This is a genomic window from Mucilaginibacter hurinus (assembly GCF_003324525.1).
GTDB lineage: Bacteria > Bacteroidota > Bacteroidia > Sphingobacteriales > Sphingobacteriaceae > Mucilaginibacter > Mucilaginibacter hurinus.
In genome coordinates this window covers 109,968-123,384 of record NZ_QGDC01000009.1, presented here as the reverse complement: position 1 = coordinate 123,384, position 13,417 = coordinate 109,968, and the positions used below count along the sequence as shown (strand labels likewise).

Genomic DNA, 13,417 nt, shown 5'->3' with positions numbered 1-13,417 from the left:
TTCATTTTAACCGAAAGGTAAAATCATCTATATACCCGCTTACATAAACCTTTCATTTACCTTCATTGCTTATATTTATCATTCCTATTTATTAGTTGTCTATTCAATTGCAAGCTTTTTAGTTTGAGTGATATAAGTGCCTCAAAGTTTAAATTTTATGCTCCCTAACAACTGATTTAAAATCATGGTTGCTTTTGATTTATTGCGACTTTGGAACTCCAGTCTTCCTACTAATCCGGCACCGTTTGTATACGTGTAGTAATGGTAATAGCCTAAATTTTCCCGCTCATAATAAATGATAAGTACCTGGTTACCTTTGATATTTTGAATTGCCGACATGTAATTAGGCGGCGGTTCCCATCCGTAAACTTCATCCAATCCTGCTTTCATCTCATAAACCCCGCGCCGATTCACCGGCCCGGCAGCGGCATTTGCTATTATAATAACACTATCTGCAAAGCCAACCACGCCCGGGCTTTCTATAAGATCAAAACTGCTGTCAGGCCATTTTACTGCTGCACGGCGGGATGGCGTTAAAACCTCCGTATTAGCCGGAAATGTTATGTCTACAACAGCATTTATAGTAATTGATTGGCCTATTGCGTTTAAGTAAAGCAATTGGGCAAGAAACAGGATAAGGATTTTCATTAGTTTCAATCGCGCTTTACGGTATAATTTAACGGTTAATTAGGCAATCTCCAAGTATCTGCTGCGTTTTCATACCTGTTTGCTGCACATATCAGGTTAACTGCAACATACACGCACGGCCATCTTATAAGAGTTTAAACAGCGCTAGCCTATTTAACTAAAGTGGCAAGCTTCTGTTTATTAGATATCGCGACGGCAAAGGACAAAATATAAATAACGTGCAAAAAGAAACTATCACTCCAGTTCATTCCGTTATCGCCTATACCCAACAACAGTATTGTTGGGATATTACCAGTAAAAACGTAAATAAATATATTTAAGATGGTTAAACCGAAAAGCAGTTTAAAAAATACCCAGTACAGTTTATTTGATTTAATAACCTGGTTAACGGCCAGCCACGTAATGCCTGAAATTATAGCATATAATGCATTGAAAAATATAATATAAGCCAACCATTCCACTGAGCCGCTAGCTAAACACATCATCAGCGACAAACCCAAAAAAGTTAAGATATATGTTAATATAAATTTCATTATTTAAAGTTCCTGCAATTAAAAGGTGTGAATATTTATAACGATACCAGTCATCAGGCTAAATAATTAATGACGCTTTTGAGTTGGTTGTTCGACATAAACTATGCAAGTTTTCAAAACGGTTCACTCCAGTATCGTTGTAATCATCTCTCTTACGCGCTCCGGGAGAGTTACCGTTCGTGCAGCAAATTGTATTAAGAAAGGCAGTATAAAAAGAATTACATAATACTGCCGGATCATAAAACTTACTGTTAGTGCAATACATAATACTACTATTTCAACTATGTAAGAAATATAATAAGTGTATTTAATTATGGTATCGGTGCCCGAAGTTTCAATTTCAATTATACCCTTGTCTACTTTGCTGTAAATTTTACTTTTTAAACGAATTTGCCACATATCATCTTTAAACGTTATGGCGCTTCCGGTTTGGCTGGTAATAATATAATGTTGCTTAACAAGCTGCGAGCTTATCTTTTGCATGAGCATTTCCGGCTCCGCAGCAGTTTTATGCAGGATTATATTTTTTAAATACATATTTCAAAAAGCTAATTCGCCCGATGCGGACCGTGCCGAAGTTTGCGACTAAACTCTACAATATAGCGTTATTTTAATTTAGCAGAGTATCATATCGTATTGATTAAATACTATCGCAAGAGTAAATTAATTATTAAATGGAAAAACCCTTACTGTTTTCTATTATAACCTGTCGGGCCATTTTATATTCCTTTTTGCTCTCGATCAATTCTTTTAACTCATCTCTGAATTTAATAACGTTGTACCTTTTCCCGAAAGGATACCAATAATTTATTTTCGCATTATCAAATACGGTAATTTCGCCTTGTAATTTGTTATCGGTATAAAGCTTTATGCCGATAGTGGAAGGAGGCATAATGGCTGGACCGGTAAAATAAGAGTATTCACCTTTAAACTCAAATATTTTCCTCTTATTAAACGCCTCCGCTATAGCAGATCGTTCCTCTTTACTAAACTCAATAGTGTCCAGGTAGGTGGAGTCCTGGCTAATCCGAGCACTAATTACACCTGTATTAAAATTAACTTTACATTGGCTATACATGTTAATTTCCATGTTATAATTCTCTGTTTGATATTTGTTTTTATAATCACAAGCGCTCAAGGTTGTAACTAAAATGAATAACAAACATTTGCTTATTTTACTCATAACACGTTGTCTTGTTGTAATAATACAAAGCCCCTGATTACGGATTGGCAAGGTTGAACACATCGCTTAGAATAAAATTGGCTTACGAACTGCGATGGCCGAGCATTGGCAGTTACCTGCACATAACTTTGTGTTAGCCGCCATGGTTTAGTTATTAAAGCAAAAACCCTCTACTGCTTTTTACACTCACCTGTTGTGCAATTTTGTATTCCTTTTTGCTCTCGATCAGTTTTTTTAACTCATCTGTAAATTTAATAACGTTATACCTTGTTCCAAAAGGAAACCATTTATTGATTTCGGCGTCATAAAACACCCTGATTTCTCCTTTTGGTTTATTACCAGCAAATATTTTTATATCAATAGTGCTTGGGGGCATTATAACAATATCCCCGGCATAAGCATAATGACCTTTAAGTTCGAACATCTTCCTTTTATTAAACGCCTCCGCAATGGCTGATCGTTCCTCTTTACTAAACTCAATAGTATCCCGGTAGGTAGAATCCTCTTTGACAAGAACACTAATTACACCTGTATTAAAATTAACTTTACATTGGCTATACATGTTAATTTCCATGTTATAATTCCCTGTTTGGTACTTGTTTTCATGATTACAAGCACTTAATGAAATACATAACATGAATAGTAAACACTTGCTTATTTTACTCATAACGGGTTATATAATTGAACAGGCTACTTTACCAACAGCCAGCCCCCTTTCATAAAATAATAGCATTTGCAAAAGTTAACAGGTGTACAGGCTTTGTATGGTGCAGAAATACTTGCTACAAGGTAGTATTTATTTCTTTTATTTTCATTTTCTCGCCCGCTTAATGCTCCTGCAACAACCAATCTACCGTTACCCCGGTGTACCGGGCAATGCTTATCAACCTATCGATAGTAGGCAGGCAGCGGGCCTTTTCGTAATGCGACAGGCTTTTTTGTGTTGCACCAACTTCGGCGGCAAAAGCTTCCTGCTTTAAGCCGGTGGCATCGCGGCGGGCTTTTATGTTTTGGGCTATAATGTTTTTAAGATCGGTCATTATTTATCTCCTTATATTTATTGTCCATCAATTGGGTTAAATCTTCCCCGTTAAGGGCAAGATCGCGCAGGTAATTGGTAACGGCCATGGCACGGGCGGTACGGCGCACCTGTGCAAGCTGCTCGTCAGTGAGTTGTTGCTTTTGTATGTTATCGCGCAGCAACTCCAGCCGGGTATTCAACTCGCGCTTCTTAAATAAGCTGGGGGCATTTACCGCTACGGTCAGCAGCTGGTTTTCATATACAGGTACGGCGGCTTTTACCATCCCCCTGGTATAATCGGGCCCAATTAAACCCATATTATACAGTATACCGTACACTGTAACGGCCGATAAGCCTATTGGCCGCCCCAGCATTACACGCTCATAGGCGTCTGCAGCAAGCTGGCGGGCGGTTTTGTATTTTTCTTCGGCCGTGGGCTCGCTTTCAGGCACGTTTGCCAGGCGGTTTTTCTGCTCGGCCAACCGGCGGCGCTGTTCGCTGCTGATATATCCCTGTATAAAATTTTCAAACGTAATTACGCTAAGGCCCATAAACTCGCCGTATTCCCTGCGTATACCTGCGGCAAAAGCGCATGGTATTTCGGCAATGCGCAGCGACGGATATTTTTCAAAGATGATCTCCGTTACTTCATTCACCAGGTAATTGGTGTCGTGCGGTACGGCGTAGTTAAGGTCGGCGTAGCATTTGGCTATGGATGCGTTAACAGCCGCAAATACCTCCTGCTTTACCTGCTCAATCACCGGCAGCTGCAGCAGCACATTGGTTGCCGGGTTAGTTTTTACAATAGCTTTTTCCATGAGTTAATTGCCTTTGTAGGTATTTTTTGTAAACGCGTTAATTACAGCGCCGGTGCCGCGTGTAACCCCGGGTGCGTTACCCGCCGGGCGCTCCGCTTTACGGCTTTTTGCCTGGTGGGCGGGTATCCAGTTAAAAAAATGGTTAAGCATTTCGCCCCAGGCCGGGAAACCGCGCAGCCGCCAGTCGTCAACATTCATCTCCCAAAACAGGTTAAATTTTTGTAGCCTGGCTTCGGGAGTAGCCGTTATGGGGTTACGCAGGCACAGCTGCCATTTACTGGTGTACATGCGGCTAAACACGCCGGCAGCATCGGCCACGGCAGGCTCCTTTTCTTTTTGGGCGCAACCTTTTTCTTTCAGGACGCTTTGTGTTTGGTTAAAGGCCTCAATTTCAAAAGTCAGCTCAGCGCGGCGCAGCCGGTCATGTTCATCAGCAAGCAGGTTTTCATTTTCTGTTTTAGTATTACTTAAGTTATAGCAAGTAGTAAAGCCGGCAGTAAACGAAGTATCAAAAGAAGTAGTAAAATTATTGTCGTTGTTGCTTTCATACCTTACCTGTGGCAGCAGCAGCCGGTACATTACGTTGCTATCGCCCTTACCCCTGCTTTTAAAATCAATCAGGCCGCGCTGTTTCAATTCATTACGCGCCTTAAGCAGCGTAGGACTGGTTATACCTATATCACCACATACACGTGTGTTTTGCCGCTTAAAGGGATTACGCCAGTTTTGCTTGTTACAAACATCCAGCAAATGGAAGTACAGGTAACCAGCAACCGTTCCGACGGGATCGCCCTCATGTATGCGCCAAAAATTGTTTATAAGTAATATATAGTTCATCATGTTCCTCTCCCGCGGTTCTATTTCTGCAGCAAATGTCATTTTGCTGAGTTGGTGCCTCACCCTATCAACGGTGCTGCAAATAGCAATGCACTGCGTATTTCACTCACGCTTGAAGGGTGAGGCGTGCTCGGCCTCACCCCATCAACGGTACCGCCTATTGCAATGCACTGCGTACCCTCTCCATTGGAGAGGGCTGCACAAGCCCTACGTTTTACGCTGACGCTCATGGGTGAGGCCTCACCCATCAACAGCACTGCAAATAGCACTACCCTGCGTACCCTCTCCCTTGGAGAGGGCTGCAAAAGCCCTGCGTATTTTGCTTACGCTTAAAGGGGTGAGGCGTGCCCGGCCTCACCCCTTTTTAATGCCGGCGGCGCTGCCGGTTTACCTTCCCTGGTTGCCTTGCCTGGCAATAAAGAACGTGCGCCTATGTTTTTAATATCTTTTGTACCGGTACCGGAAAGCGTCCAAACCGTCCCTTTACTATCAGCCCATGGTGGTGCCGGGCAATCTCAACTACCTTTTCGCCTTTGCGGCCGTAAACATTTTTAGGCCGGCAGGCTGATCGTACATCTTCTTTAAGTATCAGCATCTGGTTAATAGTTACTGATACACCGCCCCGCCGTCCAGCTTCAGTATCCGTACCGACCAGTTGTCAGACTGATGGGCATTGGTTTTATTTTGCGTTTTGCCCAGGTAAGTTATCAGCAAAGGCGTGCCCCTGGCAACCCCGTAAGTTTTAAGCGCGTTAACCAGCCGTTTTGAGCCATTGGCAAGGCTTGTTAAGCAACCATGTGTTTGCTCGCAGAAGTAAGCACACTCCAGGTCAACCATCCCTTCCCCCTCCCTGCCTGCCACCTTCCGCATGGCTACGGTATCAAAAAACACCCGTTTGCTTTCGCCTGCGGCTTGTGGTGTCCAGTAATCCGCAACCAGGTTAAATGATTGCGCAACGGCGGTGGCCAGGTCGGGCAGTTTGCCGCTATCTAGGTCGGCTGTAGCAACGCCAGCGCTGGCTTGTGAAAGGGCTGTAAAGCCGGTAGTAGGTGTTATCATTTTATACTATACGGTTAAATAATTGCCGGTATCAGCAGCAACGCGGCCAATACAATCAGCGCCATAATAAATGCTTTTTTTGCCTGCCGTGTCTTCCTGTCGTACAGGGCGTCTATTTGCTCATCTGTCCAGCCCGGAAACTGTTCCCTGTCTGGCCGGTTATGGTTATACACCATAGCCTAGACACTGCGCAATAACCGGTAAAAAAAACATGCAGGTTAGCGTGGTCAGCAGCAAAATCAGGCAACTGATTATGCCCAGCGCCTCGCGGCGCCGGTGCTTTTTAATGGTTCTTTGCAGCCGCTCAACCTGCTCGTTTATTACGTTTTGCCTGCGTTTTACATCCATATACCTGCCGTAATGCCCGTCAGGGTACACCGTGTGTTTTATTGCCTTCACTTCCATTATTCCCCCCAATCAGTTAAAGCAATGTCACGGGTGCCGGTCTCAATAAGGGTAGTTAAAATGCTTTTCAGCATCGCCTCGCGCGCCCAGCGCTGCTCCCTCAGCGTAGCATCATGGTGGTACCAGGTAATTGCCTCGTTAATCTCAATCCGGGCAGCATAGGTTATTTTTTTTGTAGGATGCACCTTAACACCCTCGTAACTGTTTAAGTTTTCGGCTTTAATAAGCGCGGCGAATTTTTTAACCGGTATCTCAACCACCAGGCATTCGTCAAGCGTGTTTTTAAAATCGCTCTTGTCCTCAAGCCATAGCGTTAACCGTTCATCATCCAGTTCATGGTCGGCTATACTTATACGTTCATAATCGTATTCGGCCGACATGATCAGCCACCAAAGTTCATCCTGAACCTTTTGCGGCAAAAATTTTAAGCTTGACATTGTTGCTCGTTTTTAAAGGATTTTACATCCGCCAACACTGTGTTTTTGCTTAGTTGCTTTTCAGTTGTTACATTTGCATCCATTCTGTATTTGAATTAATTGTTAATTATTAGCCCGGGTTGCCGCCCGGGCTTTTATCTTTCTACTCACCTGGTTGCTAAGCCATTTCGTTAGCGTATGGCCGCAACCCTGTTACAAACTCAATAATTTCAAGGCAAGCCTCAATAATTGCCCGGCTATAGCGCTTTTTGCGTTGTACAATTTCATTGCGCACGGTCCGGCGGTCAGGTATCCCCAACTTGCTGCCTACTATGGCGTAGCCGTTATTGGGCATATTTTTAATGATGAAATTGATTATCACATCATCAACCTCATATTCCCTGTGTATTGCATTTGTAGTAATCATTTATATTTTGTTTATTTGTCATTGTCATTTGACATACACAAATGTAAAATATTATTTTCCATTTGCAAAATATAATTCACAAAAAGTTATCAACATTGAACTGGTATGGAAAAAGAAGGCGAAAAACATAAGCTACTGTTAAAAGGCCGCGGTTACGAGATAAATGACATTGCTTTGAAGCTGAATATGACGCGACAGAACCTTGGCTACCATTTCCGCAAAGATGTGTTGGACAGCAACTTTAAAGAAAAGCTTTACCAGACCTTCCCCGAAGTTTTTACAAATGTAAAACAAACGCCCGAGATCGCCGCCATTTCCGAGTTGCCAGAAAATATGCAGGGCATACCTATGTATAATATACCGGTGTCGGCATCCATTGTTGAAATGTATGGCGATGCCAAAGACGTTAAGGTAGTTGGGCATTTGCACATACCCGGCGCGTCTAAAGAAAGCTTTGCCCTGCCCGTGCACGGCCACTCCATGTACCCTACTCTTGAAAACGGCTCGTGGTGCGTATTACGACCTATAACCGATGTGCGGGATATTGAGTGGGGCGAGATATACTACATTGAGTACGGCGACTACCGCATGTACAAACGCCTGTTAAAGGATGAGGACGAAGACAGCGTAATTTTGTGGAGTGATAACCAGCTCGACCAAATAAACGGCAAGCCTAAATACGCGGCTAAAACCATTAAAAAGTCGCGGATACGCAGGCTTTGCCTGTTAACTGATATATTAAAAAAACCTAATTATTAGCATTATTAAGCATACTATAACTTGTTATGAGTGACATTGGTTATTACATATACATATCGTTGATATTTTGTCTGGTAATGACTTTAATATTGGACCGGTATGTGCGACGGAAGAATTTGCAAATGGTTTTGAAAAAGCTGCAGGAAGAAGCTGCTGATAAACCTAAAGCAAAAAACAGAACTACAGCCGAAGTCATATCAAGTAACTCTTCCGCCGCACGCTCCTACGAGATACAAACAAAACGGTACTTTATAGAAGAGAAACGCCTGGTTATTACCGAAGATAGGGATCCGGCAGAGCCAAACCCCGCGCTGGTGCAAGTACCAAGTCCGCAGCCGGAACCGGTAAATCAAATAGTTGCCGAAACACAGCGGGTAGATATTTCGCGTGTCGACGTACTGAATTTTGACGACCTTAACATACTGTTAGAGCAGCTTAGAAATGATTTGCTGGCCGGCGACACGACAGAAGAAGAGTTTGAAAAAAATCACGACCATATAACTAATGTGATCAGGCAAAAATATCTGTAAGAGCTCCTGCTGGGTTTAAAGGGCTCCTGCTAATGAACCTTCCGTAACTCCAACTATCACCGTCATTTCGAGGAACGAAGCAATCTATACCCAAGAACGTCATAGCAAGGAACGAAGCAATCTATATCCAAGAACGTCATTGCAAGGAACGAAGCAATCTCTTTATGCTTGTTATCCCCATCAGTGCTTCGTCAGGCTTGGGGTTGTGCGTCATCAAAGCCAGTGGATGTACTTTTTCTTTTTCCGCTAAAGAAAAAGTACCAAAAAGAAAACTCCCGGCTGCGCCTGACCCTGTTAAAGTTAGTGCGGATGCGCTGCCTTTGCTACCCGTGCCAGCCGATGCCGGTTTTTAAGGTGAACTTCTGTTCGTCAGGCTCATTTTGACTTTTGACTTTTGAATTTTAACTTTTGACTTTTGAATTTTAACTTTTGACTTTTTCCTGTCTGGCTATGAACCATCCGTAACCGCAAATACAATCGTCATTGCAAGGAACGAAGCAATCTATACCCAAGGACGTCATTGCGAGGAACGAAGCAATCTTTTTAGACAGTTAAGCCAGTACTTCGTTAGGCATGGCATTGTCCGTCATCAAAGCCAGTGGATGTACTTTCTTTTTTTCCGCTAAAGAAAAAGTACCAAAAAGAAAACTCCCGGCTGCGCCTGACCCTGTTAAAGTTAATGCTAAAGCACTGCCAGTGCTACCCGTGCCAGCCGATGCCGGTTTTTGCGGTGAACCTCTGTTCGTCAGGCTCATTTTGACTTTTGACTTTTGAATTTTAACTTTTGACTTTTGAATTTTAACTTTTGACTTTTTCCTGTCTGGCTATGAACCATCCGTAACCGCAAATACAATCGTCATTGCAAGGAACGAAGCAATCCATACCCCCTCGCGTCATTGCGAGGAACGAAGCAATCTTTTTAGACAGTTAAGCCAGTACTTCGTTAGGAACGGTAAAGTAATTGCTGAAAGCCAGTGGATGTACTTTTTCTTTTTTTTCGCTAAAAAGAAAGTACCAAAAAGAAAACTCCCGGCTGCTCCTGACCCTGTTGAAGTTAGTGCGGATGCGCTGCCAGTGCTACCCGTGCCAGCCGATGCCGGTTTTTTAAGGTGAACCCCTGTTCGTCAGGCTTTTTTGACTTCTTCATTTTAAATTTTGACTTTTTTCCTGTCTGGCTATAAACCATCCGTAACCGCAAATACAATCGTCATTGCAAGGAACGAAGCAATCTATACCTAACGACGTCATTGCAAGGAACGAAGCAATCCATACCCCCTCGCGTCATTGCGAGGAACGAAGCAATCTCTTTAGACAGTTAAGCCAGTACTTCGTTAGGAACGGTAAAGTAATTGCTGAAAGCCAGTGGATGTACTTTCTTTTTTTCCGCTAAAAAGAAAGTACCAAAGAAAAAACTCCCGGCTGCGCCTGACCCTGTTAAAGTCACTGCTGATGCACTGCCAGTGCTACCCGTGCCAGCCGATGCCGGTTTTTAAGGTGAACCTCTGTTCGTCAGGCTCTATTATATACATACGTGTGGCTGAAAGCCCTGCCAAGCCCGCAACGTCATTGCGAGGAACGAAGCAATCTCTTTTATCCTTGTCATCCACGCAGTACTTCGTTAGGCTTGGTAAAGTGCGTGATCATCGTCAGTGGATGTACTTTTTCTTTTCCCGCAAAAACGAAAGATACCAAAGAAAAACTTAGCGTAGCGATCTCATGAACCCCTTAAAAAAACAAACATTCGTGAATAACCTCCCGGCTGCGCCTGACAGCCCCACCCAACCCTCCCCAAAAGGGAGGGCTTTAAAAAAGTCTCCCCTATTGGGGGAGATTTAGAGGGGGCCCGTTGCCCGTTTTTCGAGGTGAACTCCTGTTCCTCAGGCTCATTTTCACTTTTGAATTTTAACTTTTGACTTTCCTCTATTTGTCTGGCTCTCTTTTACCCGCTAATTTTTATTAATTTTTTGATTACGCGGATTTTAACTTTTTAATTTTAACTTTTGAATTAAAATCTCATTTATGAAAGCATTAACCAAACTTTTAACAGCGGCAGCTTTATTTGCTGTAAGTACAGCATCTGCCCAGCATACTGTAAAGCAAGTATGGGCTACCGATAGTGTTTTGGCCATACCCGAATCTGTTTACGCCGACGGCAAAATTTTGTATGTAGCCCTTATTGACGGTAAACCCTGGGACCATGACGGCAAGGGTGGCATAGCACGTTTATCTGCCGACGGAAAAATTATGAATGACAGCTGGATAACCGGCCTTAATTCGCCAAAAGGTATGGCAAAACATAACAATACGCTGTACGTGGCGGATATGGATGAAGTAGTGGCCATTGATATAAAAAAGGGCGTAGTCAGTAAAAAAACAAAGATATCCGGAGCCGAGTGGCTTAACGACGTAACCACCGACACTAAAGGTATAGTATATGTAACCGACTCAAAAAACGGGAAGGTATTTAAAGTAGAGGGCGATAACAGCACCTTATACCTCGACAACTTAAAAGGCATTAATGGAATTAAATACGTTAGCGGAAACTTATACATCGTAACCGGCGACGGCGTGTATAAAGCCGACGCCGCGAAAACCGTAAGCAAACTCGCTGTGCTTGAACACGGCGGCGACGGCATTGAACCGGTTGGCAACGGCGATTTTATAGTTAGCGCGTGGCAGGGGTATATGTACTATGTGCAGGCTAATGGAACCAAAACCACCATACTTGATACCGAAAAGGCTGGCAAACAAACAGCTGATATCGGCTACGACGCCAAAACCCGGACGATATATGTGCCTACATTTTTCGGCAAGTCTGTTGTAGCTTATCGGTTAGAAAAGTAGGTCCCCAACACTAAGACACTTAGTTACCCCAATAATTTTAACTTCAAATCCTCTCCTTTGGAGAGGATTTAGGTGAGGCTAAAAACAATCACTCCCATCTCAACAAAAAAACCCGAAGCAAAACCATACAAAACCCACCCATCTTCAAGTCCTCTCCTTTGGAGAGGATTTAGGTGAGGCTACCGGACACTCCGGCAAGCGCTTAAACTATCTTTTTATACCCTTTCCACTTGGTAAATACTATATAGCTGTCAGTCGCCGCCGGTGCCGGAATTTCATTATATTAACATCAAAACGTTGGGTCAATCATTTTCATAGGTATCCTTGCCGCCTGCACTGTAAAGTTATCACGTATAGAGCGCGGTCCGGAGCAATTAGGAACGCAAGGCGCATAGCCATTCAGCGAATAGGTTATCAGCACCTCGTTCCGTTCGTTAAGGTACTCGCCATGCCCGGCGGGCGTGTAAAACAACGGCGTGTGGCCCTTGTAACGGTCCGGAATGGTGTACACGGCCTTACGCTGTGTAAACGGGCCGGTAGGGCTGTTGCTGTATGACGCAAAAATCCGCTTGCCGTCATCACAGTCAAAAGTTATTTCGGTGCTTAACGCCACATATTTATTGCGCACCCTGAATACCGTTGTGCCGGGCGAATCGCCTACGCCAATGGTTGCAGATTTGTTGATGTCGTCGCCCCATTTGCTGCCGTCCCAAAACGTCCACCTTGCGTTGGGGTTGCTGATAGGGAAACGCGCTACATGTATGCTAAACTCAAGGAATATCTGTTTGCGGCCAAACGCATACACGTAGCCTGACGCCTCATCTTTTACCAGCCCTATTACAAAATCAAACTTGCCTACTTCGGGCTGCACCTTGTGATAGCCTGCAACCGTCATTTCAGGATATTTCATCTTAAACATGTAGATGTTGGGCAACCCTTTCACGCCCAGCCAGGCATCGGGCGCGTTTGAGGGCTCAAGCCCCGAACAGGCCACGTAAATGGTGTCTTTTATCTGCACGCCGCTGCCGTCCCAAAAAAAAGCTTTTGAGCCGGGTATTTTAAAAGTGGATTTATCAGTTGAGGCATTATCAACAATAGTGGGCGCTGCTGCGGCACTCCACCGGTCTTTATCCTGTAAAATAAGCGCGTTGTGTACCGAAAACAGGCAGCTCACGGTATTGTCTGACGGGCGGTAAGTATCCAGCCCGCTATCGCCGAATGTCCACAGCACTTTATTATTATCCAGCGGGATAGAAAAGCCGCCATCACCGGATACCCAGCCGCTTCTGCGTTTAAAAAAGTTGGTGGCCTGCATATCGCGGTACGCTGTACGGTACAGCAAAAAGTGCGATCTCCGGCTGTTAAGGTTATTCAGCGTTATGCGGGCACCGTTCATGGCCGAGTCAGCCTCTACATTGATGCCCAGGTTAACGTTAAGTTTGGTACGTATCTGGTAAACGCCGTTGCCAAGGTATTTGCCTACCCAGCGCTGGTTAGCCAGCCCTGTATTCAGCTTGCCCAGTTCCAGTTGCACGCCGGGCGCGTAAGTTACCGGCACCTGCAAAGCCAGCCCGCTTTGGGTGCTCACTATCACATACTCGTTACCGCCCATGTTTTGCGCAACCCACTCCTGCCCCGTCCCCGGAAAGTAATCGCGCTGCTCAATTTTATCACCTTCGCGCACGCCGGCGCGTACCACGCTTAGTACCTGTTTACCCGCATTATAGCTAACATCGGTTACAATCTGGTAACTGCCTGATGGTATGGCGCCGCGCATTTCATCGCCTATGGCGCGGGTGTTGTTCGGGCGCAGGCGGCTATCGGCGTTTTGCGGGGTTTTAAATTCTTCTTTTTTGCAGCCTTGCAGCAGCATAAGCAAACACCAGGCAACAGCTCCAAGCAGCGCTGGTTTGGTTTTCATGTTGATATATGGCATA

The 13,417-nt window shown here is 44.2% G+C and carries 22 protein-coding genes; 4 read left to right on the top strand and 18 right to left on the bottom strand.

Annotation, left to right across the window (positions count from 1 at the left end):
* Positions 1-141 precede the first annotated feature (141 nt).
* From DJ568_RS15435 to DJ568_RS15380, 15 genes are all read right to left on the bottom strand, one after another.
* Entirely contained in the window at positions 142-648 is a 507-nt protein-coding gene (locus DJ568_RS15435; RefSeq protein WP_114006195.1) for a hypothetical protein, read from the bottom strand.
* 149 nt (positions 649-797) lie between these two features.
* A complete protein-coding gene (locus DJ568_RS15430; protein WP_114006194.1) occupies positions 798-1,181 on the bottom strand; it encodes a hypothetical protein in 384 nt (127 codons plus the stop codon).
* Between the two features lie 123 nt (positions 1,182-1,304).
* Positions 1,305-1,664, bottom strand: coding sequence for a hypothetical protein (locus tag DJ568_RS15425; protein WP_147238779.1), 360 nt, complete (start codon positions 1,662-1,664; stop codon positions 1,305-1,307).
* A gap of 187 nt (positions 1,665-1,851) precedes the next feature.
* On the bottom strand, positions 1,852-2,271 hold the full coding sequence (locus DJ568_RS15420; protein ID WP_147238778.1) for a hypothetical protein: 420 nt from the start codon (positions 2,269-2,271) through the stop codon (positions 1,852-1,854).
* Positions 2,272-2,518: 247 nt separating this feature from the next.
* Positions 2,519-2,938 carry a hypothetical protein gene (locus DJ568_RS15415; protein WP_147238777.1) on the bottom strand — a complete coding sequence of 140 codons (420 nt, stop codon included), beginning with the start codon at positions 2,936-2,938 and terminating at the stop codon, positions 2,519-2,521.
* Between the two features lie 253 nt (positions 2,939-3,191).
* Positions 3,192-3,404, bottom strand: a complete 213-nt coding sequence (locus DJ568_RS15410) for a helix-turn-helix domain-containing protein (RefSeq protein ID WP_114006190.1) — start codon at positions 3,402-3,404, stop codon at positions 3,192-3,194.
* On the bottom strand, positions 3,391-4,203 hold the full coding sequence (locus tag DJ568_RS15405; RefSeq protein ID WP_114006189.1) for a hypothetical protein: 813 nt from the start codon (positions 4,201-4,203) through the stop codon (positions 3,391-3,393). The genes DJ568_RS15410 and DJ568_RS15405 overlap by 14 nt, the downstream gene beginning before the upstream one ends.
* Positions 4,204-4,206: 3 nt before the next feature.
* A complete protein-coding gene (locus DJ568_RS15400; RefSeq protein ID WP_147238776.1) occupies positions 4,207-5,082 on the bottom strand; it encodes a hypothetical protein in 876 nt (291 codons plus the stop codon).
* A gap of 17 nt (positions 5,083-5,099) precedes the next feature.
* Positions 5,100-5,288, bottom strand: coding sequence for a hypothetical protein (locus DJ568_RS17290; RefSeq protein ID WP_158534954.1), 189 nt, complete (start codon positions 5,286-5,288; stop codon positions 5,100-5,102).
* Between the two features lie 182 nt (positions 5,289-5,470).
* On the bottom strand, positions 5,471-5,635 hold the full coding sequence (locus DJ568_RS17285; protein WP_158534953.1) for a hypothetical protein: 165 nt from the start codon (positions 5,633-5,635) through the stop codon (positions 5,471-5,473).
* An 11-nt stretch (positions 5,636-5,646) separates the two neighbouring features.
* On the bottom strand, positions 5,647-6,099 hold the full coding sequence (locus tag DJ568_RS15395; protein ID WP_114006187.1) for a hypothetical protein: 453 nt from the start codon (positions 6,097-6,099) through the stop codon (positions 5,647-5,649).
* A gap of 14 nt (positions 6,100-6,113) precedes the next feature.
* Entirely contained in the window at positions 6,114-6,275 is a 162-nt protein-coding gene (locus DJ568_RS17280; RefSeq protein WP_158534952.1) for a hypothetical protein, read from the bottom strand.
* Positions 6,265-6,504 (bottom strand): hypothetical protein, encoded by a 240-nt coding sequence (locus tag DJ568_RS15390; protein WP_114006186.1) that lies wholly within the window; start codon positions 6,502-6,504, stop codon positions 6,265-6,267. Before DJ568_RS15390 ends, DJ568_RS17280 begins: the two co-directional genes overlap by 11 nt.
* A complete protein-coding gene (locus tag DJ568_RS15385; RefSeq protein WP_114006185.1) occupies positions 6,504-6,941 on the bottom strand; it encodes a hypothetical protein in 438 nt (145 codons plus the stop codon). Before DJ568_RS15385 ends, DJ568_RS15390 begins: the two co-directional genes overlap by 1 nt.
* Positions 6,942-7,098: 157 nt before the next feature.
* The gene (locus DJ568_RS15380) at positions 7,099-7,347 is read right to left on the bottom strand and encodes a hypothetical protein (protein WP_114006184.1); all 249 of its coding nucleotides are present in this window, start codon (positions 7,345-7,347) and stop codon (positions 7,099-7,101) included.
* 105 nt (positions 7,348-7,452) lie between these two features.
* Here DJ568_RS15380 and DJ568_RS15375 point away from each other — a divergent pair, with 105 nt between their 5' ends.
* The 3 genes from DJ568_RS15375 to DJ568_RS15365 all read left to right on the top strand — a co-directional run bounded on the left by DJ568_RS15375 (position 7,453) and on the right by DJ568_RS15365 (position 8,989).
* Positions 7,453-8,106: a S24 family peptidase gene (locus tag DJ568_RS15375; protein WP_114006183.1), complete on the top strand. Its 654-nt coding sequence runs from the start codon at positions 7,453-7,455 to the stop codon at positions 8,104-8,106.
* Between the two features lie 26 nt (positions 8,107-8,132).
* Positions 8,133-8,636 carry a hypothetical protein gene (locus DJ568_RS15370; protein WP_158534951.1) on the top strand — a complete coding sequence of 168 codons (504 nt, stop codon included), beginning with the start codon at positions 8,133-8,135 and terminating at the stop codon, positions 8,634-8,636.
* Positions 8,637-8,800: 164 nt separating this feature from the next.
* Positions 8,801-8,989, top strand: coding sequence for a hypothetical protein (locus DJ568_RS15365; protein ID WP_114006181.1), 189 nt, complete (start codon positions 8,801-8,803; stop codon positions 8,987-8,989).
* A gap of 198 nt (positions 8,990-9,187) precedes the next feature.
* Here the strand turns inward: DJ568_RS15365 and DJ568_RS15360 are convergent, their stop codons facing one another.
* Positions 9,188-9,391: a hypothetical protein gene (locus DJ568_RS15360; RefSeq protein ID WP_114006180.1), complete on the bottom strand. Its 204-nt coding sequence runs from the start codon at positions 9,389-9,391 to the stop codon at positions 9,188-9,190.
* Positions 9,392-9,951: 560 nt separating this feature from the next.
* A complete protein-coding gene (locus tag DJ568_RS17560; RefSeq protein WP_262510685.1) occupies positions 9,952-10,080 on the bottom strand; it encodes a hypothetical protein in 129 nt (42 codons plus the stop codon).
* 575 nt (positions 10,081-10,655) lie between these two features.
* Here DJ568_RS17560 and DJ568_RS15355 point away from each other — a divergent pair.
* Positions 10,656-11,480 carry an SMP-30/gluconolactonase/LRE family protein gene (locus tag DJ568_RS15355; protein WP_114006179.1) on the top strand — a complete coding sequence of 275 codons (825 nt, stop codon included), beginning with the start codon at positions 10,656-10,658 and terminating at the stop codon, positions 11,478-11,480.
* Positions 11,481-11,769: 289 nt separating this feature from the next.
* Here the strand turns inward: DJ568_RS15355 and DJ568_RS15350 are convergent, their stop codons facing one another.
* Positions 11,770-13,401 (bottom strand): RICIN domain-containing protein, encoded by a 1,632-nt coding sequence (locus DJ568_RS15350; protein ID WP_114006178.1) that lies wholly within the window; start codon positions 13,399-13,401, stop codon positions 11,770-11,772.
* Positions 13,402-13,417 lie beyond the last annotated feature (16 nt).

Excerpts from the sequence above, each read along its gene's own strand:
- DJ568_RS17280 (WP_158534952.1), bottom strand. The coding sequence starts at position 6,275 with ATGGTGTATAACCATAACCGGCCAGACAGGGAACAGTTTCCGGGCTGG.
- DJ568_RS15355 (WP_114006179.1), top strand. The coding sequence starts at position 10,656 with ATGAAAGCATTAACCAAACTTTTAACAGCGGCAGCTTTATTTGCTGTA.
- DJ568_RS15415 (WP_147238777.1), bottom strand. The coding sequence starts at position 2,938 with ATGGAAATTAACATGTATAGCCAATGTAAAGTTAATTTTAATACAGGT.
- DJ568_RS15430 (WP_114006194.1), bottom strand. The coding sequence starts at position 1,181 with ATGAAATTTATATTAACATATATCTTAACTTTTTTGGGTTTGTCGCTG.
- DJ568_RS17285 (WP_158534953.1), bottom strand. The coding sequence starts at position 5,635 with ATGCTGATACTTAAAGAAGATGTACGATCAGCCTGCCGGCCTAAAAAT.
- DJ568_RS15410 (WP_114006190.1), bottom strand. The coding sequence starts at position 3,404 with ATGACCGATCTTAAAAACATTATAGCCCAAAACATAAAAGCCCGCCGC.
- DJ568_RS15360 (WP_114006180.1), bottom strand. The coding sequence starts at position 9,391 with ATGAGCCTGACGAACAGAGGTTCACCGCAAAAACCGGCATCGGCTGGC.
- DJ568_RS15350 (WP_114006178.1), bottom strand. The coding sequence starts at position 13,401 with ATGAAAACCAAACCAGCGCTGCTTGGAGCTGTTGCCTGGTGTTTGCTT.
- DJ568_RS15370 (WP_158534951.1), top strand. The coding sequence starts at position 8,133 with ATGAGTGACATTGGTTATTACATATACATATCGTTGATATTTTGTCTG.
- DJ568_RS15420 (WP_147238778.1), bottom strand. The coding sequence starts at position 2,271 with ATGGAAATTAACATGTATAGCCAATGTAAAGTTAATTTTAATACAGGT.
- DJ568_RS17290 (WP_158534954.1), bottom strand. The coding sequence starts at position 5,288 with ATGGGTGAGGCCTCACCCATGAGCGTCAGCGTAAAACGTAGGGCTTGT.
- DJ568_RS15390 (WP_114006186.1), bottom strand. The coding sequence starts at position 6,504 with ATGGAAGTGAAGGCAATAAAACACACGGTGTACCCTGACGGGCATTAC.
- DJ568_RS15425 (WP_147238779.1), bottom strand. The coding sequence starts at position 1,664 with ATGCAAAAGATAAGCTCGCAGCTTGTTAAGCAACATTATATTATTACC.
- DJ568_RS15385 (WP_114006185.1), bottom strand. The coding sequence starts at position 6,941 with ATGTCAAGCTTAAAATTTTTGCCGCAAAAGGTTCAGGATGAACTTTGG.
- DJ568_RS15375 (WP_114006183.1), top strand. The coding sequence starts at position 7,453 with ATGGAAAAAGAAGGCGAAAAACATAAGCTACTGTTAAAAGGCCGCGGT.
- DJ568_RS15405 (WP_114006189.1), bottom strand. The coding sequence starts at position 4,203 with ATGGAAAAAGCTATTGTAAAAACTAACCCGGCAACCAATGTGCTGCTG.
- DJ568_RS15400 (WP_147238776.1), bottom strand. The coding sequence starts at position 5,082 with ATGACATTTGCTGCAGAAATAGAACCGCGGGAGAGGAACATGATGAAC.
- DJ568_RS15365 (WP_114006181.1), top strand. The coding sequence starts at position 8,801 with ATGCTTGTTATCCCCATCAGTGCTTCGTCAGGCTTGGGGTTGTGCGTC.
- DJ568_RS15435 (WP_114006195.1), bottom strand. The coding sequence starts at position 648 with ATGAAAATCCTTATCCTGTTTCTTGCCCAATTGCTTTACTTAAACGCA.
- DJ568_RS15380 (WP_114006184.1), bottom strand. The coding sequence starts at position 7,347 with ATGATTACTACAAATGCAATACACAGGGAATATGAGGTTGATGATGTG.
- DJ568_RS15395 (WP_114006187.1), bottom strand. The coding sequence starts at position 6,099 with ATGATAACACCTACTACCGGCTTTACAGCCCTTTCACAAGCCAGCGCT.